This is a genomic window from Leisingera methylohalidivorans DSM 14336 (genome assembly GCF_000511355.1).
GTDB classification, from domain to species: domain Bacteria; phylum Pseudomonadota; class Alphaproteobacteria; order Rhodobacterales; family Rhodobacteraceae; genus Leisingera; species Leisingera methylohalidivorans.
Genome location: NC_023136.1, coordinates 25,017 through 46,178, shown reverse-complemented (window position 1 = coordinate 46,178; position 21,162 = coordinate 25,017). Strand labels below are relative to the sequence as shown.

The following is a 21,162-nucleotide window of genomic DNA, read 5'->3' as shown; positions in this document are numbered from 1 at the left end:
TATTTTCAATTTAATATGTCAGTATCAATCGACCGTTTGCAAACGAATGCAAGAAAGTGTTCTCTCGTCCTGCTGGCACATAATCCCTTGGTTTCATAGCGCTGAGCGCGATCTGAGAGGTTCCGTCGGCAGGCGCGCCCCTACCATATTATGAGTATGGGCAGTGGCCGCAAAATCGCTTGGGTAATGTGCAAAATGGTCTTATTTTGCACATATGAATCCGCAAGCATCTACTTTACCTGATGATTCCCACGACCCCCTCATCACTACCGAGGGGGATGAGGAGGCTCACGAAGGCGATCTCTGGTTCCTACCCGGGCCGCTCCAAGACGAACCGGATGATCTGCCTCCCGGGCCACGGTCGGAACCGCGTGATACCGCGGTCATCGACGATTGGGCAAAGGCAGAGGCGGCTCACGCTGCGCGGCTGGCAAGGGTGGCTGGACGCTTGGGTGCGCTGGACGACCGGTTGCTGCGCGGCCCGGAGGGCTGGCGGCACAGACTGGCTTTGATCGAGGCGGCAGACCTAAGTTGGTTCGCAGGGGATCGGGTGAGCTCTGATCGTCTGGCACTCTGGATATCGATGCGGTTATCAGGCGCACAAGATGACCCAAATGCCTTGGCACGTATTGGATGGGCTGTCAGGCGCCTGATAGGCGGTCCCGGACCGAAGGCCGACTTAGCGGCCTTCCTGGATCGCCGCGACCCCGACAACATCCTGGCCAGCGCCGAGCGTTTCGAGGATCGCGCGGGCGGATGGCTGTGCGTAATGGCTGCGGCGGCCGGTCTCCACCCGATCACGCGGGCTTGCATGGGCTTTCATCTCTGGAGCCTGGCGGGCCTCGGACAACACGACGACCAGCTCGAAGCCGCCGTCACCGCGGCCAGGATCGCGGCCAGCGATGGAAGCGGTGCCATCTTCGCACCGCTCGCCATGGGGGGGGCAGGGGGGCTGCGTACATCTGGCCTCCCAGCAGAGCGCCTTGCCCGCTGGCTGGATGGGATGAACAGCGCGATCTTAACGGCGATGCGTCATCTAGATGACACCGAAACATGGGGAGCCCGGGCAGAAGGAGCCATGTCTCAGCTTTCGGGGCGAACTCCGGCCGCTCTTCGTTCGGCGTTGACAGAGTGGCCTTTGGTGTCGGCCCCGATGGCGGAGGTCTTAACCGGCGCAAGTCGCGCGGCTGTTCAAAGGAACCTTGCCTGGATGGAACAGAGAGGCCTGATCCGAGAAGTGACGCAGCAGGGTCGCTTCAGGATGTGGCGGATCAAGGACTAGACCGTTATGATCAGAGCTAGCGGCAAAGGCCTTATCAGTTCAACAAGGTAAGGGCGCTTGGCACCGATGCCTACGTTCATCGATGCTGCTGAAAGATCCTGATTTGACTGTCGACCTGAGTGTTTCGGTCAGAACCCCGTTAAACGATCCGCCAACTCGCCTTGCGGTTCGCCCTGTCGACCAGTTGTGCCACCGCGAATTTGCTGGTTCGGGTCAATGGCCACAAAGAGCAACGCTTGCTCTCGGCGTTCTGCACCTGGGCAATGCCGAAGTGCAAGAACCCAATCGGGTAGCGCTTGAAGCACTGGCGCTTGGGTTTGTCACCTTCGATATCCGGTAGCTGTGAAATGCCATGCCGCTGAAGACACCGGTACAGCACTGACCGGGTCAGGTGCGGTATCGACGGCTGAAGGGCAAAGAGGCAATCGTCCAGCGGCAGCAGAGTATGCCGGCGGAACGCGAGGACCATTGCTTCCTTGGCCTCGGACAGGACAGTGGAGCGCGTTTCCTTCGGGCCGGTCTTGATATCCTCGACCATCGACCGTTTGCGCCACATTGCCACTGTCTTTGGGTTGGTTCCGACCTCCCGACTCAATTCAGCGAGCGAAGCCTGCGATCACTGTATTGCTGCTTTGACAGCGTGCGTGCCCTATCGGCAGATTGCGCCGCAATCGCCTGCCGGGTGACAGTGCGTGGCGCCGCCGTGACGAACTTGCCCCTTAGGGCTTCCTTGCAATCCGCCGAAGGGATCGCCCCGTCAAACCCTGGGATCAAACACCTAGGTAATCTGATCCCCACCATTAGGTCAGATGCGGCTGGGTCAGCCAGTGCCAGCAGAAATACCGGGCGTCTTCCAGGAAAAACGCGTTGCGCCCGGGCGAGCCCTCTTCGTCCATGCGCGGGACGATCCAGCCTACATAGGTCACAGCGCGCAGCGCCATGAAGAGGTCGAGGCGAGCCATGTCCAGCGTACGGACCGAGCGATATCCCCGGATCAGCGCGGCCTTGAGCCTGTCGTAATCCGGTTCTTTGCGGTTCTTGATCAGCGCCGTGGCGATGTCGAACAGCCGAAACCCGTAGCCGCCGTCGTCAAAGTCGATCAGCCGCAGAGCGTCGCCATCGACCAGCACGTTCTCGCGCACCAGATCAGCGTGGATCAGCCCGAAGTCCAGATCGGCGCAGGCCTGTTCCAGATCGGCGCGGGCGTGGCGGCGGAAGGTGGCCAGCATGTCGCGGGTCGGCGCGTCCAGCGCCGGGCTCTCCCAGAAGCGGTGCCAGAGCGGCGCCTCACCCAGCAGCCCGTCGATGTCCCAGCGGATGCGCGCGAAACCCGGCGGCGGGTCGAAGGCGTCGCTGGCGGCGTGAAGCCGCGCCATGTCGCGGCCAAGCCGAAAGAAGGTGCCAGCCCGGTCGTCAAGGTCGAGCGCGCCGCGGCTTTGGCCCATGGGGCGACCGTCCAGCCAACCGACCATGTCGACGGCGTGGCCGGCGACAGTTTCCAAGAGCGCGCCGGACAGCGAGGGCCGGGGGCGGGGCACCGACAGGCCGGCGCGGTCCATCGCGTCCAGCCATTGCAGTTCCGAACGCAGTTCGGCCCCGGTCCGCAGCCCGGGCCGGCGGATGCGCAGGGCAAAGGCACCGTCCGCGCCGCGCACTCGGTAGACCCTGTTCTCGCGCCCGGCCACGAAGTCGCAGGCCGCGCCGCTCATACCCCAGAGCGCCAGGGCCTCGGTCACGGGATCGGTCATGCCGACACCAGCGTTTCGGCGAGGACGTCGTCCAGCGTATCGATCAGAAGTTCCAGATGGGCTTCGCCGAAGGGCATCGGCGGACGGATCTTCAGCGTGTTGGCGTGACGCCCGAGCCTGGACAGGATGATGCCGCGATGGCGCATGGTATTGATTACGCGGCCGGCGAACGCGCTGGCCGGAGTTTTGCTGTCGCGGTCGGTGACGAACTCGGCGCCGAAGACCATGCCGGACTGCCGCACGTCTCCGATGATCTCGTATTTTCCTGCGAGGGCGTTCAGCCGCTCTGCAGCAAGCCTGCCGATCCGGGAGGCATTGGCTTGCAGGTCCTCGGCTTCCAGCTCTTCCAGCACCGCCATGGCCGCCGCGGAGGACACCGGGTTGCCGCCGAAGGTGTTGAAATAGCGAAAGGCGTGACGGAAACGCGCCATGATCTCCGAGGTGGTGACAAGCCCGGCGACCGGGTGGCCGTTGCCCATGGGCTTGCCCATGCAGACCACGTCCGGTGTGACGCCCTGTTTCTGATGCGCCCAGAAGTGGCTGCCGCAGCGGCCAAAGCCGGATTGCACCTCGTCGGCGATCAACAGGCCGCCCGCGCGCCGGACCGCCTCGGCCGCCGGTTTCAGCCAGCCTTCGGCCTGTGCCGGAAAGCCTTCGTTCAGGAACAGCGGGCAGACGATCAGCGCCGCGAACCCGGCGCCCGAGGCTTCGTGCGCGTCGATGGCCTCTTGTACCTGCGCAGCAAAGCGCTGCCCGTCGGGGTCGTGGATGCGGTAGCTGTCGGGCGCTTCGACGTGGCGCAGGTACTGGTCCAGCCCAAAGCCGACGGCGGGCACGTTGTTGCGCGACAGATGAGAGACCAGCGTGGTGTTGCCGTGGTAGGTGGCATCGGTCGCCACGATTCCGCGCTTGCCGGTCATGGCCTCGGCCATGCGCAGGGCGATGTCGTTCGCCTCGGATCCGGTGCAGGTCATGATCGCGGTATCGAGCGGTGCGTCGAAGGTCGCGGTCAGGCGTTCGACATAGTCGAGGATGCCCTCGTGCAGATAGCGGGTGTGCGTGTTCAGACGGCGCGCCTGATCGCAGATCGCCTCGACCACGCGCGGGTTGCAATGGCCGACATGCGGCACGTTGTTGTAGCAGTCGAGGTACTTGTTGCCCTCGGCATCCCAAAGCCAGACCCCTTCGCCTTTCACGACATGCACGGGGTCGTCGTAGAAGGTCGAGACGTTCGGTCCTAGAAGGGCGCGGCGGCGGGCGATGAGATCAGACATCAGGTGTCTCCTGTTTTCGAGGCGCGCAAGGCCGGGGAGGGCTATGACGGTTGGCAGTACAGCGCCGGACGCGGGCATTGTTCCGGGCATTGACCACTTTTCTGCGGTGATATATTATCAATGGCGGTGATTTTATCGGGCCGCTTGCCTTTGTGTCAATCTTTTCCCGATTGTCGCTACGGGCCGCCCGCCGAAGGTTAGGGGAACCACAATGTCATCGACCGTTACAAAGGCGCTCGGATTGCTGGAGTTTTTTTCCGAGGATCAGCCAGAGCTTGGCCTGTCCGAACTGGCGCGCCAGTCGGGTCTGGATAAGGCCGCCGTCCACCGGATGATGGGGTCCATGGCCGAGTCCGGCCTTGTCGAACAGCAGGCAGATTCGCGTCTTTACCGGCTTGGCGCCGGGGTTCTGCGGCTGGCGCGTGTGCGTGAGACCGCCTTTCCGATCGTGTCCATCGTGCAGCCGATGCTCGAGGAGCTTTCGGCCGAAACCGGCGAGACCGCGCATGCCTCGCTGATCTCGGGGAAGGCGCTGGCCAATATCTCGACCTGCGAAAGCAGGAAAGGCAGCCGGGTGTCGCTGGTCGCGGGTGAAATCCTGCCCTTTCACAGCACGGCCTCGGGTCTTGCCACGCTGGCCTTTGCGGATGACGCCCTGGTGAAGCGGGTGCTGGCGGCGCCCAAGGCCGCGCGCACCCGGTTCACGGAGACCGATAACGGCGCGATCCGCGCGCGCATCGCCGAGGTCCGCGAGGCGGGGTATTCCGAGGCCGACCAGACCAACGAAGAGGACGTCCACGGCCTTGCCGCGCCGCTGTTCGACCGCTCGGGCATGGCCTGCGGGGCGGTCTCTGTCGCGACGCCTTCGCACCGGATGACCGAAGAGCAGCACCAGATCAGCCTGCGGGCCGTGCTGCGCGTCGCCGGGGCCATGACCTCGGAGCTGGGCGGGCAGCAGCCCCGCGCCTATGCGGACAGGATCGCGCGGCTTCTGGACGGCGGCGGCTGAGCACTTCCCGGGACACCCTGGAGGCGAATGATCCAAGGGGCGCCGGCCATGAGAATGGCCGGCGCCCGACTCTTTTCATTGACAGGCCGCCGGATAATCGGCACGATATATGAACAAGCGGTGCAGATAATGAACCAATGGAAGGGGTTTGCCATGACAGCGCCGCCGCCGATTCGGACGATGACCCTGCGATTCTGCGGGCCGTTTGCCGTTCATGATTTCACCTGTCCGGGCGATGCCCTTGCCCGGGTGCCCGCCATTTCCGCCTGAAGGGATCCCCCATGAAAGACGAAAACTTCCTCAAGGAAAACAACGCCCGCCACATGTGGCACCCGATGGCGCATCCGGCGGACAGCCTCGAGAATCCGCCCGACATCATCACCGAGGCCGAAGGCGTCCAGATCGTCGACATCGACGGCCACCGCACCGTCGATGCGGTCGGCGGGCTCTGGAACGTCAACCTCGGCTATTCCTGCGCTCCGGTGAAGGCGGCGATTGCCGCGCAGCTGGACCGGCTGCCCTATTACTCGACCTTCCGCGGCACCTCGAACGATGCGGTGATCGAACTCAGCTACATGCTGCGCGAGTTCTTTGCTCCCGACGGGCTCAGCCGCGCCTTCTTCACCTCGGGCGGTTCCGACAGTGTCGAGGTTTCGCTGCGCCTTGCGCGGCAGTATCACAAGATCCGCGGAGAGCCGGGCCGGGTGAAGTTCCTCAGCCTCAAGAAGGGCTACCACGGCACGCATACCCTCGGCGCCTCGGTCAATGGCAATGCCAACTTCCGCACCCAGTACGAGCCGCTGATGGCGGGCTGCCACCACATCCCGGCGCCCTATCCCTACCGCAACCCCTTCAACGAGACCGATCCGGCGCGGCTGGCGCAGCTGTGTCTGGCGGCGCTCGAGGACGAGATCCGGTTCCAGGGCGCCGAGACGATCGCGGCCTTCATCATGGAGCCGGTGCTGGGCGCAGGGGGCGTGATCACGCCCCATGAAAGCTTCATGCCCGGCGTGCGCGAAATCTGCGACCGCCACGGCATCCTGCTGATCGCCGACGAGGTCATCACCGCCTTCGGGCGCACCGGGTCGTGGTCCGGGTCGCGCCATTGGGGCGTGAAGCCCGACCTGATGTGTACCGCCAAGGCGATCACCAACGGCTATTTCCCCTTCGGCGCGGTCATGGTGGCCGAAGCCGTGACCGAGGTCTTTGAACAGGATCGGTCGGGCAAGGGCTTCATCGGTTCTGGCTATACCTACTCAGGCCATCCCGTCGGCGCGGCGGCGGCCATCGCCTGCCTGAAGGAAACCGGCCGGCTTCAGGTCAAGGACAACGCGGCGGCGCGCGGTGCGCAGCTTTTCAAGGGGCTTCAAGCGCTTGCGGCGAAGTACGACGTGATCGGCGACCTGCGCGGCGGCCACGGCCTGATGTGCGCGCTGGAACTGGTGTCGGATCCTGCCGCCAAGACTCCGATCGACATGGAGACCATCGGGAGGGTGCAGCGCGCCGCCTACGAGGCCGGCGCGATGGTGCGCGTGTCGGGCCCCAACATCATCCTGTCGCCGCCGCTGGTGCTGACCGCCACGGACGTCCAGACCATCCTGTCGGCGCTCGACGCCGGTCTGGCCGCGGCGGCCGGGTGAAAGGTCAGGCGATGTTGTCCGGCCGCTCCGGCCTCCGCCGGCAGGCCGGGCTGTGACGTCTCGACGCTGACCCGCGGGTGCGATCCAAAACATAAACCAACGATTCAATAATAGAGCCGATTGACGCCCTCAGGTGGGGGCCACCCCACCGGGAGCCTGTGATCGTGCGGTGGGGACAGACCGGGGTGCGGTAGCCCGTTGCGCATCCCCATGGACGAGAGGATTACGACATGCCTGCCCAACCCGAGATCGACGCGCTGCGCGACGCGGCCATTCCCGACCGCGCCCTGTTCATTGGGGGGCGCTGGGTGCAGGCGTCTGACGGGGGCAGGCGCGATGCGGTCAGCCCGATCGACGGCGCGACCCTGACCACGCTGGCCGAGGCCACCGCCGCGGACGCGGGTGCCGCCGTCCGGGCCGCCCGGGCCGCCTTCGAAGATGGGCGCTGGTCGCGCATGGCGCCGATGGCGCGCAAGACGGTGCTGCACCGTTTCGCCGACCTCGTGCAAAGCCACGCGCTTGAACTGGCGGTGCTGGGCGTACGGGACAACGGCACAGAGATCGGCATGGCGTTGAAGGCGGAACCGGGGTCCGCCGCCGCCACCATCCGGTTCTACGCGGAATGCGCCGACAAGATCGGCGGAGAGATCGCGCCCACGCCGGACGGGACGCTGGCGCTGGTCCACCGCGAAGCCATCGGCGTGGTCGGGGCCATAGTACCGTGGAACTTCCCGCTGATGATCGGCGCGTGGAAGATCGCGCCGGCGCTGGCGGCCGGGAACTCGGTGGTTCTGAAACCGGCAGAAAGTGCCGCGCTGTCGCTGCTGCGCCTCGCCGAACTGGCGCAGGAGGCCGGGATACCGGACGGCGTTCTGAACGTCGTCACCGGCGCCGGTCCGGTGGTCGGCGAAGCGATGGGCCTGCATCCCGACATCGACGTGCTGGCCTTTACCGGCTCGGGTGCGACGGGACGCCGCCTGCTGGAATACTCCGCGCGCTCGAACATGAAGCGCTGCTACCTCGAACTCGGCGGCAAGTCGCCCAACATCGTTTTCGCCAACGCGCCCGACCTCGAAGAGGCGGCGCAGGCCGCGGCCAACGGCATCTTCCGAAACTCCGGTCAGGTCTGCATCGCAGGGTCCCGCCTGCTGGTCGAAAACAGCATCCACGACGAATTCGTTCGCCGGGTGGTGGAGATCGCCGAAGGCCTCACGGTCGGGGATCCGCTGAGTCTGGACACCGACATCGGGGCGGTCCACTCGCAGGCGCAGCTGTCGGGCAACCTCGCCGCAGTCGACAAGGCCCGCAACGAAGGCGGCACGGTGCTGACCGGCGGCAAGCGCATCCGCGAAGACAGCGGCGGCTATTACATGGCGCCGACGGTGGTCGACCGTGTCGCGCCCACGGCGGCGCTTGCGCGCAACGAGGTCTTCGGCCCGGTCCTGGCCGTCACCGGCTTTGCCGACGCAGACGAGGCGATCGCGCTGGCCAACGGCACCGACTACGGCCTTTCGGGGGCGGTCTGGACCGCGGACCTGTCGGCCGCGCATCGCGTGACCCGGGCGGTCAAGGGGGGGCTGCTGCACGTCAACACCTACGGCGGGTCGGACATCACCGTGCCGATGGCCGGCATGAAGCAATCCGGCAACGGCGTCGACAAGTCCATGCACGCCTTTGAGAAATACACCGACCTCAAAACGGTCTGGATGAAACTGTGACGCATATCGACCGAAAACCAGAGGATACCGAATGACAAATGACCTTGTTCTGCTGGGCACAAAGGGCGGCCCGGCGATCCGTCAGGGCGGCGCCATGCCCACCTGCTCGCTGTTGCGGCTGGACGGCAAGTCGATCCTGGTGGATTGCGGCATCGGCGTGTCGCGCAGCGTGGTCGAGGCGGGCGTCTCGCTGCTGGACCTCGATGCCATCTTCATCACCCACCTGCATTCGGATCACGTGGTCGAGCTTGGCCCGCTGATCTACACCGCCTGGACGACGGGGCTGAACAAGCCGTTGACGGTCTACGGCCCCGAAGGCAGCGAAGATTACTGGCGGCATTTCCTGAAGGCCATGGCCTTTGACCACGCCATCCGGATCGACGACGAAGGCCGCCCCGAGATTGCCGGGATGATCCGGTTCGAGACCCTGAACGAAGGGTTCGAGACCGCACTTGACGGCGTGGCTGTGCGTGCGCTGCGGGTCGATCACCCGCCGGTGACCGAATGCTATGCCCTGCGGTTCGAGGGCGGCGGGCAGAGCGTCGTCTTTTCCGCAGACACCTGCTATTTCCCGCCGCTGGCGCGCTTTGCGGCAGGCGCCGACGTTCTTGTGCACGAGGCGATGTTGACCGCCGGGGTAGAAAAGCTGGTGGCGCGCACCGCCTCGGCCGGGCGGCTGCGCGAACACCTGTTGGCCTCGCATACACCGGCCGCCGATGTCGGGCGGATCGCGTCGGACGCGATGGTCGGTCAACTGGTCCTCAACCACCTCGTTCCCGCCGACGATCCCGATTTCGGCGAGGCCGACTGGAAGGACGAGGTTTCCAGGACGTGGAACGGCCCGCTTGTCGTGGGGCGGGACGGGTTGCGCATTCCGCTCGGCGGCCAGGGCGGGGACGGCAGCCGTGGCTGATCCGGTGCCGGTGCCGCGCCGCTGCCGGGACCGGCAGGACGGGCGGTTTGCCGGCGCAACCGTCTCCGGCGCCGGCCGTCTGTGAGCGCCGCGACCGAAATCCTTGGCCGCCTGGTCCCTGTCCGCCCGTGGATGACGGCTGTCGATGGTCAGAGCCTGCGCGCGGACGCGATGGCGGGCCTGACCGGCGCGACCATCGTGCTTCCGCAGGGCATCGCCTTTGCGGTGATCGCCGGTCTGCCGCCGGAATACGGCCTCTTCACCGCGATGATCGTCCCGCTCGTCGCGGCGATCTGGGGGTCGTCGATGATCATGGTTTCCGGGCCGACCACGGCGATTTCGGCGGTGCTTTTCGCGACGCTGGCGCCCCTCGCGCCGGTTGGCACTCCCGAGTATGTCACGCTCGCCCTTGTCCTGACGCTGCTGGTCGGCGCCATGCAACTGGCGGCGGGCCTGTCGGGCCTGGGCGAGGTGATCGCCTTCATCTCGCATTCGGTCATCGTCGGGTTCACCGGCGCCGCCGCGGTCCTGATCTTCGTGTCGCAGCTCGGCCCCGCGCTGGGGCTGGGGGCGTCAGAGGGCAGCGTGCTGCCCCGCCTGCTTGCCCTGGCGGACCGCCGCGACATGATCGAGCCCGCCGCCATGCTGATTGCGGCGGTGACGCTTGGCACGATCCTGCTGATGACGCGTCTCGACAAGCGCCTGCCGGCCTACATCCTCGCCCTGCTTGCGGGCTCGGTCGCGGGGGCGCTGCTCGACGCCGCGGGACGGGGCGTCGCCCACTTTGCTCCGCTTGGCGCCGTCAGCCCCTCTTTTGCAGTGCCGCAGTTGCAGGCGGACAGCCTTGCCGCCCTGCTGCCCGGGGCCGCGGCGGTCGCATTCGTCGGCCTGCTCGAAGCCATCTCGATCGGGAAATCCTTCGCCGTCGCGCGCAAGGAGCGCTTTGATTCCAATCAGGAGATCGTGGGGCAGGGGATGTCGAACCTCGTCGGCAGTTTCTTCCAGTGCTATGCCGGGTCCGGCTCCTTTACCCGGTCGGGCCTGAACGCGGACAGCGGGGCGAAAACGCCGCTTTCGGCGATCCTGGCCGCCGGGTTCCTGTTGCTGATGCTCTGGCTGGTCTCGCCGCTGGTCGCGCGCGTGCCGGTTCCCGCGGTCTCGGCGATCATTCTTTACGTCGCGCTGAAACTGATCGATCACCGCGAAATCCGTCATATCGTGACGACCAGCCGGTCCGAGACCGTCATCCTGCTGGTGACCTTCGTGACCGGCGTCGTTTCGGAGCTGGATTTCGCCATCCTCGCCGGGGTCGTGGCCTCGCTTGTCGTCTTTCTGAGCCAGAGCGCGCGGCCTCTCGTGGCGGTCGGCGCCCCGGCCGGCGTGGGCGGCCGCCGGGTGTTTCTGAACGCACATCACTACGGCCTGCCGCAATGCCCGCAGATCAGCATGACGCGGCTGGAGGGGCCGCTGTTCTTCGGCTCCATCGACCATGTGGAACGGCGGTTCCGGCAACTCGACGCGCAGGATGGCGATAAGACCCGGATATTCAACCTGCGCGGTGTGGGACGGATCGACATGTCGGGGGGTCAGTTCGTTCTGGACGAGGTGCGCCGGGCGCGCGCGCAGGGGCATGACCTGCACCTGATCGCGAAACACCCCGACATCCTGCGCACGCTCGAACGGCTGCATTGCGGCGATGTGCTTGGACCGGACCATATCCACGGCACCAAGGCCGCCGCCATCGACGCGGCGGTGGCCGCCGCACAAGACGACATTTGCGCCCGCTGCCGCCTGCGGGTCTTTCACGAATGCGCAAGAAAGCCCGGGGCGCCGGCGGATGAGAGCGGTCCGCAGACGGCCGGATTGACCCCGTAACGGCCGCTAGGCCAGTTCCTTTTGCGCGGCGTTCTGCCGGGAAAAGACCACCTGTCCCTTCCAGACGGTTTCCTGCACCGAAATGCGGGCGATCTCTTCGGGCGACATCGCCCGGATGTCACCGGGGAGCACAATGAAATCGGCCCAGGCGCCTGGTGCCAGAACGCCGATCTCGCCTGTCTTGCGCATCGCGCCTGCGGCATTCGTGGTGAAGAGCGGCAGCGCCCGGTCGAGGTCGATCGCCTGGCCGGGGGCCACTGTGCCGGGATACTGCCCGGTTGCGTCCCTTCGGCAAAGCAGGCTGGCGAGCCCGGTCCAGGGGTCGGCGTCGGGCGCGGAGGCGGGCCAGTCGGTTCCGAAGATCACCGTCGCCCCGGCGTCCTGCAATGACCGCACGCGGTGCACCTCGTTCAGGCGCGCCTCACCCAGCACCGCGCGCTGCGCGGCGGTGGCGGCGTTCGGGGCCCAGAGCTTTGGCGAGACCTCGGCCACGGCATCCAGTTCGGCAAAGCGCTTCAGGTCGGCGTCGGAGACGAAGGTGCAATGGGCGATCTCGTGGCGCAGGCCGGACGGGCCGTTCGTCTTTCGCGCGGCCTCGATCGCGTCAAGACCCTTGCGCGCGGCGTTGTCGCCGACGGCGTGCATCTTGACCACATAGCCCGCCCGGTCCAGATCGGTGACGATCTGGTTCAGGTGCCCGGGTTCGAGCAGCAGCGCCGCGTCGGGATCGTGGCTCTCCGGGTCGTAGCCGGGCGCCGGCAGGTAGGGGCTGAGAAACGACGCGGTATGCGCCGGGGCCACGCCGTCGAGGAACAGCTTGGCAAAGCGCAGGTCGATGCCGTCGCGCTGGTAGGCGAGGCGCTGCCGGTCAAGCTCTTCGGGCGTGGCGGTATCGCCGCTCAGTGGCGAAAAGGCCGTCAGATGGGCCGCCACATGCAGGGTCAGGTCGCCCCGGTCATGCGCGGCGGCATAGGCGGCCAATGCGTTTTCGTCGGCCGCAGGCTCCTTGAAGGCGGTGTAGCCGAGGCTGTTGAAATAGCGCACGAAGTAGCGGCAGGCTTCGGCCATCTGGTCGTCGGTCCAGTCGGCCATCCTGCGCACCGGCGCGCAGGCGGCCTCTGCCAGAAGGCCGGTCAGCTCGCCGTCGCCGTCACGCTCCAGCACGCCGCCGGGGATGCCGGGGGTATCGCGGTTCAGCCCGGCAAGGGCCAAGGCCCTGCTGTTGCACCACATCGCGTGTTGCGAGGTATCCGTCACCGCCACCGGGTGATCGGGCACCAGCCGGTCGAGCCATGCGCGCGGGGTCATGCCCAGCTCGGCCCGCATCTCCATCCGCCAAGGCCCGCCGGTGATCCAGCTGCCCGCAGGCTGGCGCGCCGCCTGCGCAGCCAGCGCCTCGGCGAGCTCCGCCACGGTCGCGGTGTAGCCCACATAGACCTGGAAGAGATCGCGGCAAGCACCCCAGAGCGCGTGGGTATGGCTTTCGATCAGCCCGGGCATCGCGAAATGCCCGGCCATGTCGATGCGCTCGGTGGCCGGCCCGGCGAGTGATTCGATCTCGGAAGTAGAACCCAGAGCCACGATTCGACCGGAGGAAACCGCCAAGGCCCCGGCTTCGGGCCGGGCGGCATCCATCGTCATAAACCTGCCGTTCACATAGATTTTTTCTGCTTTGATCATAGGGGCCTCCTCCGCTTTCGTGAAAAGCGTGCAAAAGTTTGTTGATTTTGTCAACGGTATCGGTAGCCTTTGCTGGAGGAGGAGTTCGATGACGCAATCAGTAAAAAAGACGTCGCAATCGGAGGCAGACGCGCTTCGCCCGCTGTCTTCCTTGCCCGAGGCCCTGAGCTTTCGCATCTCGCGCCTTGCGGCAATCAACGAGCGGAGCGGTGGCCGGTATTTCAAGCGCGAGTACGATCTGACCCTGGTGGAATGGCGGATCCTCGGGCTGACGGCGACCGAGGGGATGATCCACTTCACAACGCTGCGCGACACTCTGTTGCTCGACAAGGGGCAGCTCAGCCGGACGATCAAGGCGCTGGTGGCGCGCGGGCTTATCGAGACCCGGAATTCCGAGGCCGATGCGCGCCAGATCGACCTTCACATCACGCCGGCGGGACAGGAGCTCAACGATCAGGCCCTGCGCTTCACCTCCCAACGCAATGCGGTCCTCGCCGGTGTTCTGACGCAAGCCGAGCGGGCGGAGTTCGAGCGCATGCTCGACCTTCTCATCGGGCACAACCAGGCACTCCTCGCGAAAGGAATAACAAATGGATAAGGTTGCAGCAGACAGGGGCCTGGCCCACGTGACGCAAAAGGCCGGACGCGGGCTGGCGCTGGTCTTCTCGGTGATCATCGTCACGGTCATTGCCTTCTTCGCGCTGGACGAGGCCAACGCCCGGTTCGGCGCTCTCGCAATCAGCGTGGTGATCGTCGCCCTCTCGAAGCCCGCGGCCCTCGACCGGCGGCTGGGGCGTTTCGGCTGGGTGATCGACCTCGGCCTGATCGCGGCCTTCCTCTATTCGGCGGTCTGGTTCTTTCAGGTCAAGGCGGAGCTCTACACCGGCTTCTACATCGCCACGCCAGAGAACATCCTCGCGGGTCTCGCGGGCCTTGCCGCGCTGATCGCGCTGTCGGTCCGGTGCTGGGGCTGGTCGCTTGTGATCATGGCGCTGGTCTTTATCGCCTTCGGCTTTGCCGGTCCGCAACTGCCCGGTCTGCTGGAGCATTTCGGCATGGAGCTGAGCGACTTCATGCAGATCGCCTGGTATTCCTTCGACGGGGTGTTCGGCCGCATCACCGGCCTCGTGGCCGACAACGTGCTGATCTTCCTGATCTTCGGCGCCGTGCTGGAACGGACCGGCGCAGGCGAGAGCCTGATCCAGATTTCCACCGCCCTGACCGCGCGCATTCGTGGCGGCGCGGCCCATGCCGCCATCGTTGCCAGCGCCGTCTTCGGCATGATGAGCGGCAGCGTCGCGGCCAATATCGCCGGCACCGGTGTCTTTACCATTCCGATGATCAAGCGGCAGGGCTTTTCGGCCAATTTCGCCGCGGCTGTCGAGACCGCCGCCTCTTCGGGCGGGCAGTTGACCCCGCCGATCATGGCGGCGGCCGTCTTTGTCATGGCCGACCTCGTGGGCATGCCTTTCGCGATGGTGATCCTCGCCGCCGCGCTGCCAGCGCTCTTCAAGTATATCGGCCTCTTCGCACAGGTCTATGCCGAGGCAGTGCGGCTCGATATCCAGCCTCTGCCCAAGGAAGAGATCCCGGTCCTGACCTCGCGCGACTGGCTGAACTCTGCCCTGGTCTTTCTGCCGATTGCCGCGCTGATGCTGGCCTTCGTTTCGGGCAAGAGCCCGGCCATGGCGGGGCTGGTGGGCGTCGTCATGGCGATCGTGACGGGCCTGGTCCTCAATCCGGCGTTCCGCCGCGAGCCGCAGCGCATCCTGCAAGCCCTGGCAGACGGTGGCATCAGCGCCGCGAAGATCATGCTCGCCGTGGGTGTCATCGGGGTCGTCCTGGCAGTGATCAACGAGACCGGCATCGCCATCCGCTTTGCCACCTCGATCGCCTCGGTCGGCGAGGGCAACCTGATCCTGGCGCTGATCCTCGCCATGTTCGGCGCGCTGATCCTCGGGATGGGGCTTCCGACCCTGCCGGCCTATCTGATCATCGCGATCATGATCGCGCCGGCGATCATCAAGGCCGGAGTGCTGCCGCTGGCGGCGCATATGTTCGTGCTCTACTTCGCGGTCTACTCCTCGATCGTGCCGCCAATTGCCTATGGCTGCTACGTCGCGGCGCCGATCGCCGGCGGCAACCCGCTGCGGACCTCCTTCGTGGCGTTGCGGATCTCGATCGTCGGGCTGCTGGTTCCCTATATCTTCGTGTTCTCGCCCTCGCTGCTGCTCGTGGCCGGCGAGTTCAGCTGGACCGAACTGGGGCTGACGGTCCTGCGCCTTCTGGCCGCGGTCTGGATGCTGGCGAGTGCGCTTGGCGGCGCCGATCCGCGGATGGGCGTGCTCGGGACCGGCCAGCGTGCGATCCGTCTGCTGATCGGGGCTGCCGCGATGTTCCCGATGTGGTTCCTCTGGGCGCCGGCCGTCGCCGCGACCGTTCTGGTCGGACTGTTCCTGCCACGGCCGGTTCCTCTGGGCGCCGCCAACTCTAACTAAAAAACCAACAGGAGACTGAAATGAGACCCTACTTCAAGGCACTCTGCAAGCCGCTGGCGCTTGGCCTGACCGCGGCCACGCTGCTGGCGGGCACCGCCACGGCCGAGCTTTTCAAGGTTGCGTCGATCGCGCCGGGAATGTCGCCGTTCATCGTCAACACCGCGATTTCCAAGGTGGTCAATCAGCATGTGGAGGGCGTCGAGTTCCAGGTGCGCGCCACGGGTGCCGCAACCAAGCACATGGTCGATGCCGGTAAGGGCAAGGTGGACTTCCTGTTCGGTTCACCGACGATCAACTGGTTGATGGTCAATCAGTTCGGCCCCTACAAGGGCATGGCCGCCGCGCCGGAACTGGAAAAGAGCGTCGGCATGATCTTTTCCTATCAGATGGGACCGTACCATTACATCACGCGCGCGGATTCCGGGATCGAGACGCTCGAGGACATCCGGGGCAAGAAGGTCTTCATCGGCCCTCCGGGCGGTGCGGCCAGCGGTGTAGTGCTGCGCAACATCCTGAAGCCGGTCACCGGCATGACGGCAGATGACATCGAGGTTCAGCCCTTCGGCTTCGACGCGGCGGCGCAGGCCTTTCAGGATGACAAGATCGACCTGATCATCCTGCCGACCAACATTCCCAGCCCGGTGGTGCAGCAATTCGCGCTGACCAAGGAAATCCGGCTGCTGGATATCGACGTCGACAAGGGCATCGTGAACAAGGCGACAGGGGGCACTGTAAATACCATCCCGGCTGGAACCTATGGCAATAACCATGTCGGCAGCGACGTCACGACACACGGCGCCATCGTGAACTTCAGCGCGGGCATGCATGTAGATGAAGAGGTTGTCTACCAGGTCACCAAGGCGATCTGGGAAAACCTGGATGAAATCCACGGCACGGCGGAATGGATGAAGAACACCATCCGCAAGGACACCGCGCTCGAACTGATCGCCGGGCGGCTGCATCCGGGTGCCGAGCGGTACTACCGCGAAGCCGGCTGGGAGATCCCCGAGCCTGTGACCTTCGCATCCGCCAACTGACCATCCCTTCCTCCCCGGCGGGGCATCCTGGGCCGTGATGGCCCCGGTCCCCGCCGCACCCCGGACCGCTGCGGATGCTCCCGACCGCAGCGGTCCTCCTGACCACGAAAGCGCCGGCCATGACCCTTGTGAATCCGCAGCCCTCCTCTGATGCCTCTGACCGGCCGGAGTACAGCGGGCCGGAGTTATGCCGGCTCGAAGCCGTCGCCGTTGTCGGCCTGTTGCGGCGGGGAGAGGTGTCTTCGCGCGAGGTTCTCGAAGCTGCATATGACCGGATCGGGGCGATTGAACCAGCCATCAACGCGACACCGACCCTCTGCACGGAAAGAGCGTTCGACGCGGCAGAGAAGCTTGATACCGCGAATTGCGACCACCCGGGCTGGCTTGGCGGCCTGCCGATCGGAATCAAGGATCTCACCCCGGTGTCCGGCGTGCGCACGACCTTCGGAACGCCCGGCTTCGCCGATTTCGTGCCGAAGGACAGCGATCCACTGGTAGAATTGCTCGAGGCGCGTGGCGGGATTGTCGCCGGCAAGACGAACACACCGGAGTTCGGGGCCGGCGGCAATACCTTCAACGATGTCTTCGGGGCTACGCGAAACCCCTGGGACACGGCCCTGAATGCAGGCGGATCGTCCGGCGGCGCAGCTGCGTCGCTTGCGGCGGGGGAGCTTTGGCTCAGCCATGGCTCCGACCATGGCGGATCTCTTCGGACCCCCGCCGCATACTGCGGCATCGTCGGGTTGCGGCCCAGCCCGGGGATGTGCGGCGGCGCGTCGAGGGACAATGGCTTCATGATCGAGGGCGTTCAGGGCCCTATGGCCCGCAGTGTACGTGATTGCGCACTGTTCCTCGACGCAATGTCCGGGTTCGATCCCCGCTTCCCAATTTCCTATCCCGCACCTGCGGAGTCCTTTCAATCCGCAGTGGAACGCGCCGATGGGCGGATCCGGATCTCCTTTTCGCTCGACCTTGGTGGGCTGTCGCCGGTCGACCGCGAAGTCGAAGATCACCTGCGGGGCGTGCTCTCCCTCCTGGAACGCGGCGGTTCGCAGATCGAGGAAACCTGTCCCCCTTTTCCGGAACTTGAACGGACTTACAGGGTCCTGCGCGGTATGACATGGGCCACAATGGCCCGGAGAATGCCCGAGGATATCACTCGCCACTTCAAGCGAACGTTGACCGAAAACGTCGCCTTCGGCGAGGCGCTGACCATGGCAGACATTGCGCAGGCCAATCTGGATCGAACGGCCATCTACAACGCGATGGTCGAACACTTCCAACGGTTCGACGTGCTGGCCTGCCCGGTCGTGGGGTGCATGCCGCACGCCCAGTCCGAAGAATGGGTACAAGAAATCAACGGGCAAATACTGACCGACTACATGGACTGGCTCCGGTTTGCGTTCCTGGCCTCCACCACCGGTCTGCCCGCAATTTCGATTCCGGTGGGGCTCGGTCCGAGGGGCCTTCCCGTCGGCCTTCAATTGATTGGAAAACCGCGCGGAGAGGCCGCATTGCTGGCAGCAGCTCGGGCGGTCGAAGTCGCCGTCGGCGGCCCGTTAACCCCGGTGGATCCGAAAGTGACCCACTTATCGGAAAGCCTATAGCCATGCCAGAAACCAATCTATTGAGTGATATCCTGCGGCGTGTCGCAGGACGTGGGCGCACGGGCAGCCTGGTTCCCGACAACGCAGAGGTGCTGCGCATGTGCCGGGCGCTTCTGGCCGAACGCAGCGAGGCGGCAGGACTGGGGCTGGCGCGGCAGATCCTCGACTGCCTCGAGCGCAAGACACAGGAAGACCGAAACGAGATCTTTCTCAGTATCGCTTTGAATTTCGGGGTGGACGATATTGCGCTTCGGGCTGCCATCGACCAATGGGAGCCCAGCAAGGTTCATACGGCGCGCACCATCCATTTTGCCGCCGAGCCGCAAAGTCAGGAACTCATCCGCCGGCTGAACAAGGTGCCCGGAGCCACGGCACGGCTGGTCGCCATGCGCGGCGCGTTGCTGGACGCCTTGCCGAATTCGGCAGCAATGAAGGAGCTCGACCAGGATTTCCGCCATCTTTTCCGCTCGTGGTTCACCCGAGGTTTCCTCGAGATGCGGCGGATCACTTGGATGACGTCGGCCGAAATTCTCGAGAAGATCATCGACTACGAAGCGGTTCACGAAATCACTGGCTGGGCCGATCTGCACCAGAGAGTGGCCGATCCCGACCGGAGGCTGTTTGCATTCTTCCACCCGGCTATGCCCTCGGAGCCGCTGATCTTTGTTCAAGTTGCCTTGACTGACGCCGTTCCCTCCGCAATCCCCCCGATCTTAAGCCGGGACAGGGAAGTGCTGGATCCCGCGTCCGCAAAGGTTGCCACCTTCTATTCCATATCGAACTGCCAAAAGGGGCTGCGGGGCATCTCCTTCGGCAATTTCCTCATAAAGCAGGTGGTTACCGAATTGCAGCGCGAGTTCCCTCAATTGAGGACCTTCGTGACCCTCTCTCCAGTTCCCGGCTTTCGGTCCTGGGCACAGCGCGCGCTGGAGGACGATGATCCGCTTCTGTCTTCCGATGACCGGGCGTGCCTGAAGCAGCTGCACGCAGGTTCGCCGTCTGCCTGCCTGGCGAAGCTGGCGGCGCGTTACCTGACGCAGGCGAAACGTACCAATGGGGCTGCGCTCGATCCCGTTGCGAATTTCCACCTGGGCAACGGCGCTTTACTGTACAAGATACATCCCGACGCAGACCCCAGCCAGCGCGGCATCGGCGCGTCGTGGGGTGTGATGGTCAATTACCTGTATGACAGCGAAAAAATCGCCGCGAACCACCAAGCCTACGCGTCGCGGCAATCCGTGATCGCCTCTCCGGCTGTCCGGTCCCTGGCCGAAGCAAGATAAGGACACCCCCTATGTACGAACAGAACCACCTTGCCAGTCGGCTGCGGGCAGCCAGCCTCGGCAGAGAAGACGCGCCGTTCCTGCACCTGCCTGCTTCGGGACAGACCACCAGCTACGGGGATTTCTTTGCCAACGCCGAGAAACTGGCAGCGGTACTGGTCGATGCAGGTGTCGGCCCCGGGGACCGCATTGCCGTACAGGCCCCCAAGACCCAAACCATGCTGGAACTCTACGTTGCCTCGGTCCTGGCCGGCGCCGTCTTTCTGCCACTCAACACATCCTATACGGGATCCGAGCTTGAGTATTTCCTGACCGATGCAAGCCCCCGTGTCTTCGTCTGCGATCCGGCCCGACTGGAAAGCCTTGGTCCCATCGCCGCCAAAGCCGGTGTCACAAAGGTTTTCACGCTGACGGCGGACGATGGCGGGACCCTGGCAGAGGCCAAGGAAGCCAGTTCGGCCGGCTTCGTTCCGGTTGTGCGCGGGTCGGACGACCTCGCCGCAATTCTCTATACCTCGGGGACCACGGGCCGGTCCAAGGGCGCCATGCTGACCCATGGCAATCTCGCCTCCAACGCCGAAACCCTGCGGGACGTGTGGAAATTCACGCGCCGCGACGTGCTGATCCATGCCCTGCCGATTTTCCACACGCACGGGCTGTTCGTCGCCACGAATGTCACCCTGATGGCCGGCAGCGCATGCCACTTCTTTGCCGGGTTCGACAGTTCGGCGATCATGGACAGCCTTCCAAGGGCCACAGTTCTAATGGGGGTCCCAACATTCTACGTCCGGTTGCTCAAGGAGGCCGGGCTGCCGGAGGCGACGGCGTCGATGCGGTTGTTCATCTCGGGGTCCGCACCCTTGTTGGCGGAAACCCATGAGCAATGGCGCAACGAAACCGGCCATGCGATACTTGAGCGCTACGGCATGACCGAAACAAACATGATCGCGTCGAACCCTTATGATGGCCCGCGCAAGCCTGGCACGGTCGGGCTGCCCCTGCCGGGAGTGGAGGTTTTGGTGACGGATCCGCAGAGCGGCACGCCGCTTGATCAGGGAGAAGTCGGCATGCTGGAAGTGCGAGGCCCCAACGTCTTTGGCGGCTACTGGCAGATGCCCGAGAAAACCGCGGAAGAGTTGCGCGCCTCAGGGTTCTTCGTTACCGGTGATCTGGGACAGATCGACGGTGATGGATACGTTCATATCGTCGGCCGTGAAAAAGATCTCATCATCACGGGCGGGTATAACGTTTATCCAAAAGAAATAGAGCTGCTGATCGACGATTTGTCGGAGGTCGCTGAAAGCGCCGTGATAGGCGTGCCACATCCGGATTTCGGCGAGGGGGTGGTTGCTGTCGTCGTTCCATCGCCCGGCGCTTCCCTGACCGGAGAGGACGTTCTCAGAAAGATCAGCGGAAGCGTTGCCCGTTACAAGCAACCGAAACATGCCGTCATCATTGACACCTTGCCGCGCAACACGATGGGAAAAGTGCAGAAGAATGCACTTCGCGAGCAATACTCGGGCATCTTTGAGAAGAGCGGAACGGAACTGAACAAGAAACAACCCGCAAGCTGAAGATGATACGTGAATCCCTGTCGC

Annotated in this window: 16 protein-coding genes and 1 pseudogene; 13 read left to right on the top strand and 4 right to left on the bottom strand. The window is 64.8% G+C overall.

The features are described 5' to 3' along the window. The first annotated feature begins 214 nt into the window (after window positions 1–214). Window positions 215–1,282, top strand: coding sequence for a hypothetical protein (locus METH_RS24595; protein WP_024092379.1), 1,068 nt, complete (start codon window positions 215–217; stop codon window positions 1,280–1,282). Window positions 1,283–1,424: 142 nt separating this feature from the next. Here METH_RS24595 and METH_RS21375 read toward each other — a convergent pair. From METH_RS21375 to METH_RS21360, 3 genes and pseudogenes are all read right to left on the bottom strand, one after another. Continuing rightward, window positions 1,425–1,907, bottom strand: a pseudogene (locus METH_RS21375) (transposase family protein); the annotation flags it as partial. A 175-nt stretch (window positions 1,908–2,082) separates the two neighbouring features. After that, the gene (locus METH_RS21365; protein ID WP_024092377.1) at window positions 2,083–3,030 is read right to left on the bottom strand and encodes a homoserine kinase; all 948 of its coding nucleotides are present in this window, start codon (window positions 3,028–3,030) and stop codon (window positions 2,083–2,085) included. Continuing rightward, window positions 3,027–4,304, bottom strand: coding sequence for an aspartate aminotransferase family protein (locus METH_RS21360; protein WP_024092376.1), 1,278 nt, complete (start codon window positions 4,302–4,304; stop codon window positions 3,027–3,029). Before METH_RS21360 ends, METH_RS21365 begins: the two co-directional genes overlap by 4 nt. A 211-nt stretch (window positions 4,305–4,515) precedes the next feature. Here METH_RS21360 and METH_RS21355 point away from each other — a divergent pair, with 211 nt between their 5' ends. The 6 genes from METH_RS21355 to METH_RS21330 all read left to right on the top strand — a co-directional run bounded on the left by METH_RS21355 (window position 4,516) and on the right by METH_RS21330 (window position 11,459). Continuing rightward, entirely contained in the window at window positions 4,516–5,313 is a 798-nt protein-coding gene (locus tag METH_RS21355; protein ID WP_024092375.1) for an IclR family transcriptional regulator, read from the top strand. 129 nt (window positions 5,314–5,442) lie between these two features. After that, window positions 5,443–5,583, top strand: a complete 141-nt coding sequence (locus METH_RS24590; protein ID WP_206777824.1) for a hypothetical protein — start codon at window positions 5,443–5,445, stop codon at window positions 5,581–5,583. 11 nt (window positions 5,584–5,594) lie between these two features. Further along, window positions 5,595–6,953 carry an aspartate aminotransferase family protein gene (locus METH_RS21345; protein WP_024092373.1) on the top strand — a complete coding sequence of 453 codons (1,359 nt, stop codon included), beginning with the start codon at window positions 5,595–5,597 and terminating at the stop codon, window positions 6,951–6,953. A 230-nt stretch (window positions 6,954–7,183) separates the two neighbouring features. Continuing rightward, window positions 7,184–8,671 carry an aldehyde dehydrogenase family protein gene (locus METH_RS21340; RefSeq protein ID WP_024092372.1) on the top strand — a complete coding sequence of 496 codons (1,488 nt, stop codon included), beginning with the start codon at window positions 7,184–7,186 and terminating at the stop codon, window positions 8,669–8,671. A gap of 31 nt (window positions 8,672–8,702) precedes the next feature. After that, window positions 8,703–9,584 carry an MBL fold metallo-hydrolase gene (locus METH_RS21335; protein WP_024092371.1) on the top strand — a complete coding sequence of 294 codons (882 nt, stop codon included), beginning with the start codon at window positions 8,703–8,705 and terminating at the stop codon, window positions 9,582–9,584. An 81-nt stretch (window positions 9,585–9,665) separates the two neighbouring features. Continuing rightward, window positions 9,666–11,459, top strand: a complete 1,794-nt coding sequence (locus tag METH_RS21330) for a SulP family inorganic anion transporter (RefSeq protein WP_024092369.1) — start codon at window positions 9,666–9,668, stop codon at window positions 11,457–11,459. A gap of 6 nt (window positions 11,460–11,465) precedes the next feature. Here the strand turns inward: METH_RS21330 and METH_RS21325 are convergent, their stop codons facing one another. Further along, window positions 11,466–13,139 (bottom strand): amidohydrolase, encoded by a 1,674-nt coding sequence (locus METH_RS21325; protein ID WP_024092368.1) that lies wholly within the window; start codon window positions 13,137–13,139, stop codon window positions 11,466–11,468. 88 nt (window positions 13,140–13,227) lie between these two features. On the opposite strand from METH_RS21325, the gene METH_RS22870 reads away from it, so the two are divergent. From METH_RS22870 to METH_RS21295, 6 genes are all read left to right on the top strand, one after another. Next, complete coding sequence (locus METH_RS22870; RefSeq protein WP_024092367.1) at window positions 13,228–13,737, top strand: MarR family winged helix-turn-helix transcriptional regulator; 510 nt, start codon at window positions 13,228–13,230, stop codon at window positions 13,735–13,737. After that, window positions 13,730–15,637: a TRAP transporter permease gene (locus METH_RS21315; RefSeq protein ID WP_024092366.1), complete on the top strand. Its 1,908-nt coding sequence runs from the start codon at window positions 13,730–13,732 to the stop codon at window positions 15,635–15,637. The genes METH_RS22870 and METH_RS21315 overlap by 8 nt, the downstream gene beginning before the upstream one ends. Before the next feature lie 20 nt (window positions 15,638–15,657). Next, complete coding sequence (locus METH_RS21310) at window positions 15,658–16,674, top strand: TAXI family TRAP transporter solute-binding subunit (protein ID WP_024092365.1); 1,017 nt, start codon at window positions 15,658–15,660, stop codon at window positions 16,672–16,674. A gap of 119 nt (window positions 16,675–16,793) precedes the next feature. Then, window positions 16,794–18,281, top strand: coding sequence for an amidase (locus METH_RS21305; RefSeq protein WP_084013895.1), 1,488 nt, complete (start codon window positions 16,794–16,796; stop codon window positions 18,279–18,281). Window positions 18,282–18,283: 2 nt separating this feature from the next. After that, window positions 18,284–19,564: a malonyl-CoA decarboxylase gene (locus METH_RS21300; protein ID WP_024092363.1), complete on the top strand. Its 1,281-nt coding sequence runs from the start codon at window positions 18,284–18,286 to the stop codon at window positions 19,562–19,564. An 11-nt stretch (window positions 19,565–19,575) separates the two neighbouring features. Beyond that, window positions 19,576–21,138 (top strand): malonate--CoA ligase, encoded by a 1,563-nt coding sequence (locus tag METH_RS21295; protein ID WP_024092362.1) that lies wholly within the window; start codon window positions 19,576–19,578, stop codon window positions 21,136–21,138. Window positions 21,139–21,162: the final 24 nt, after the last annotated feature.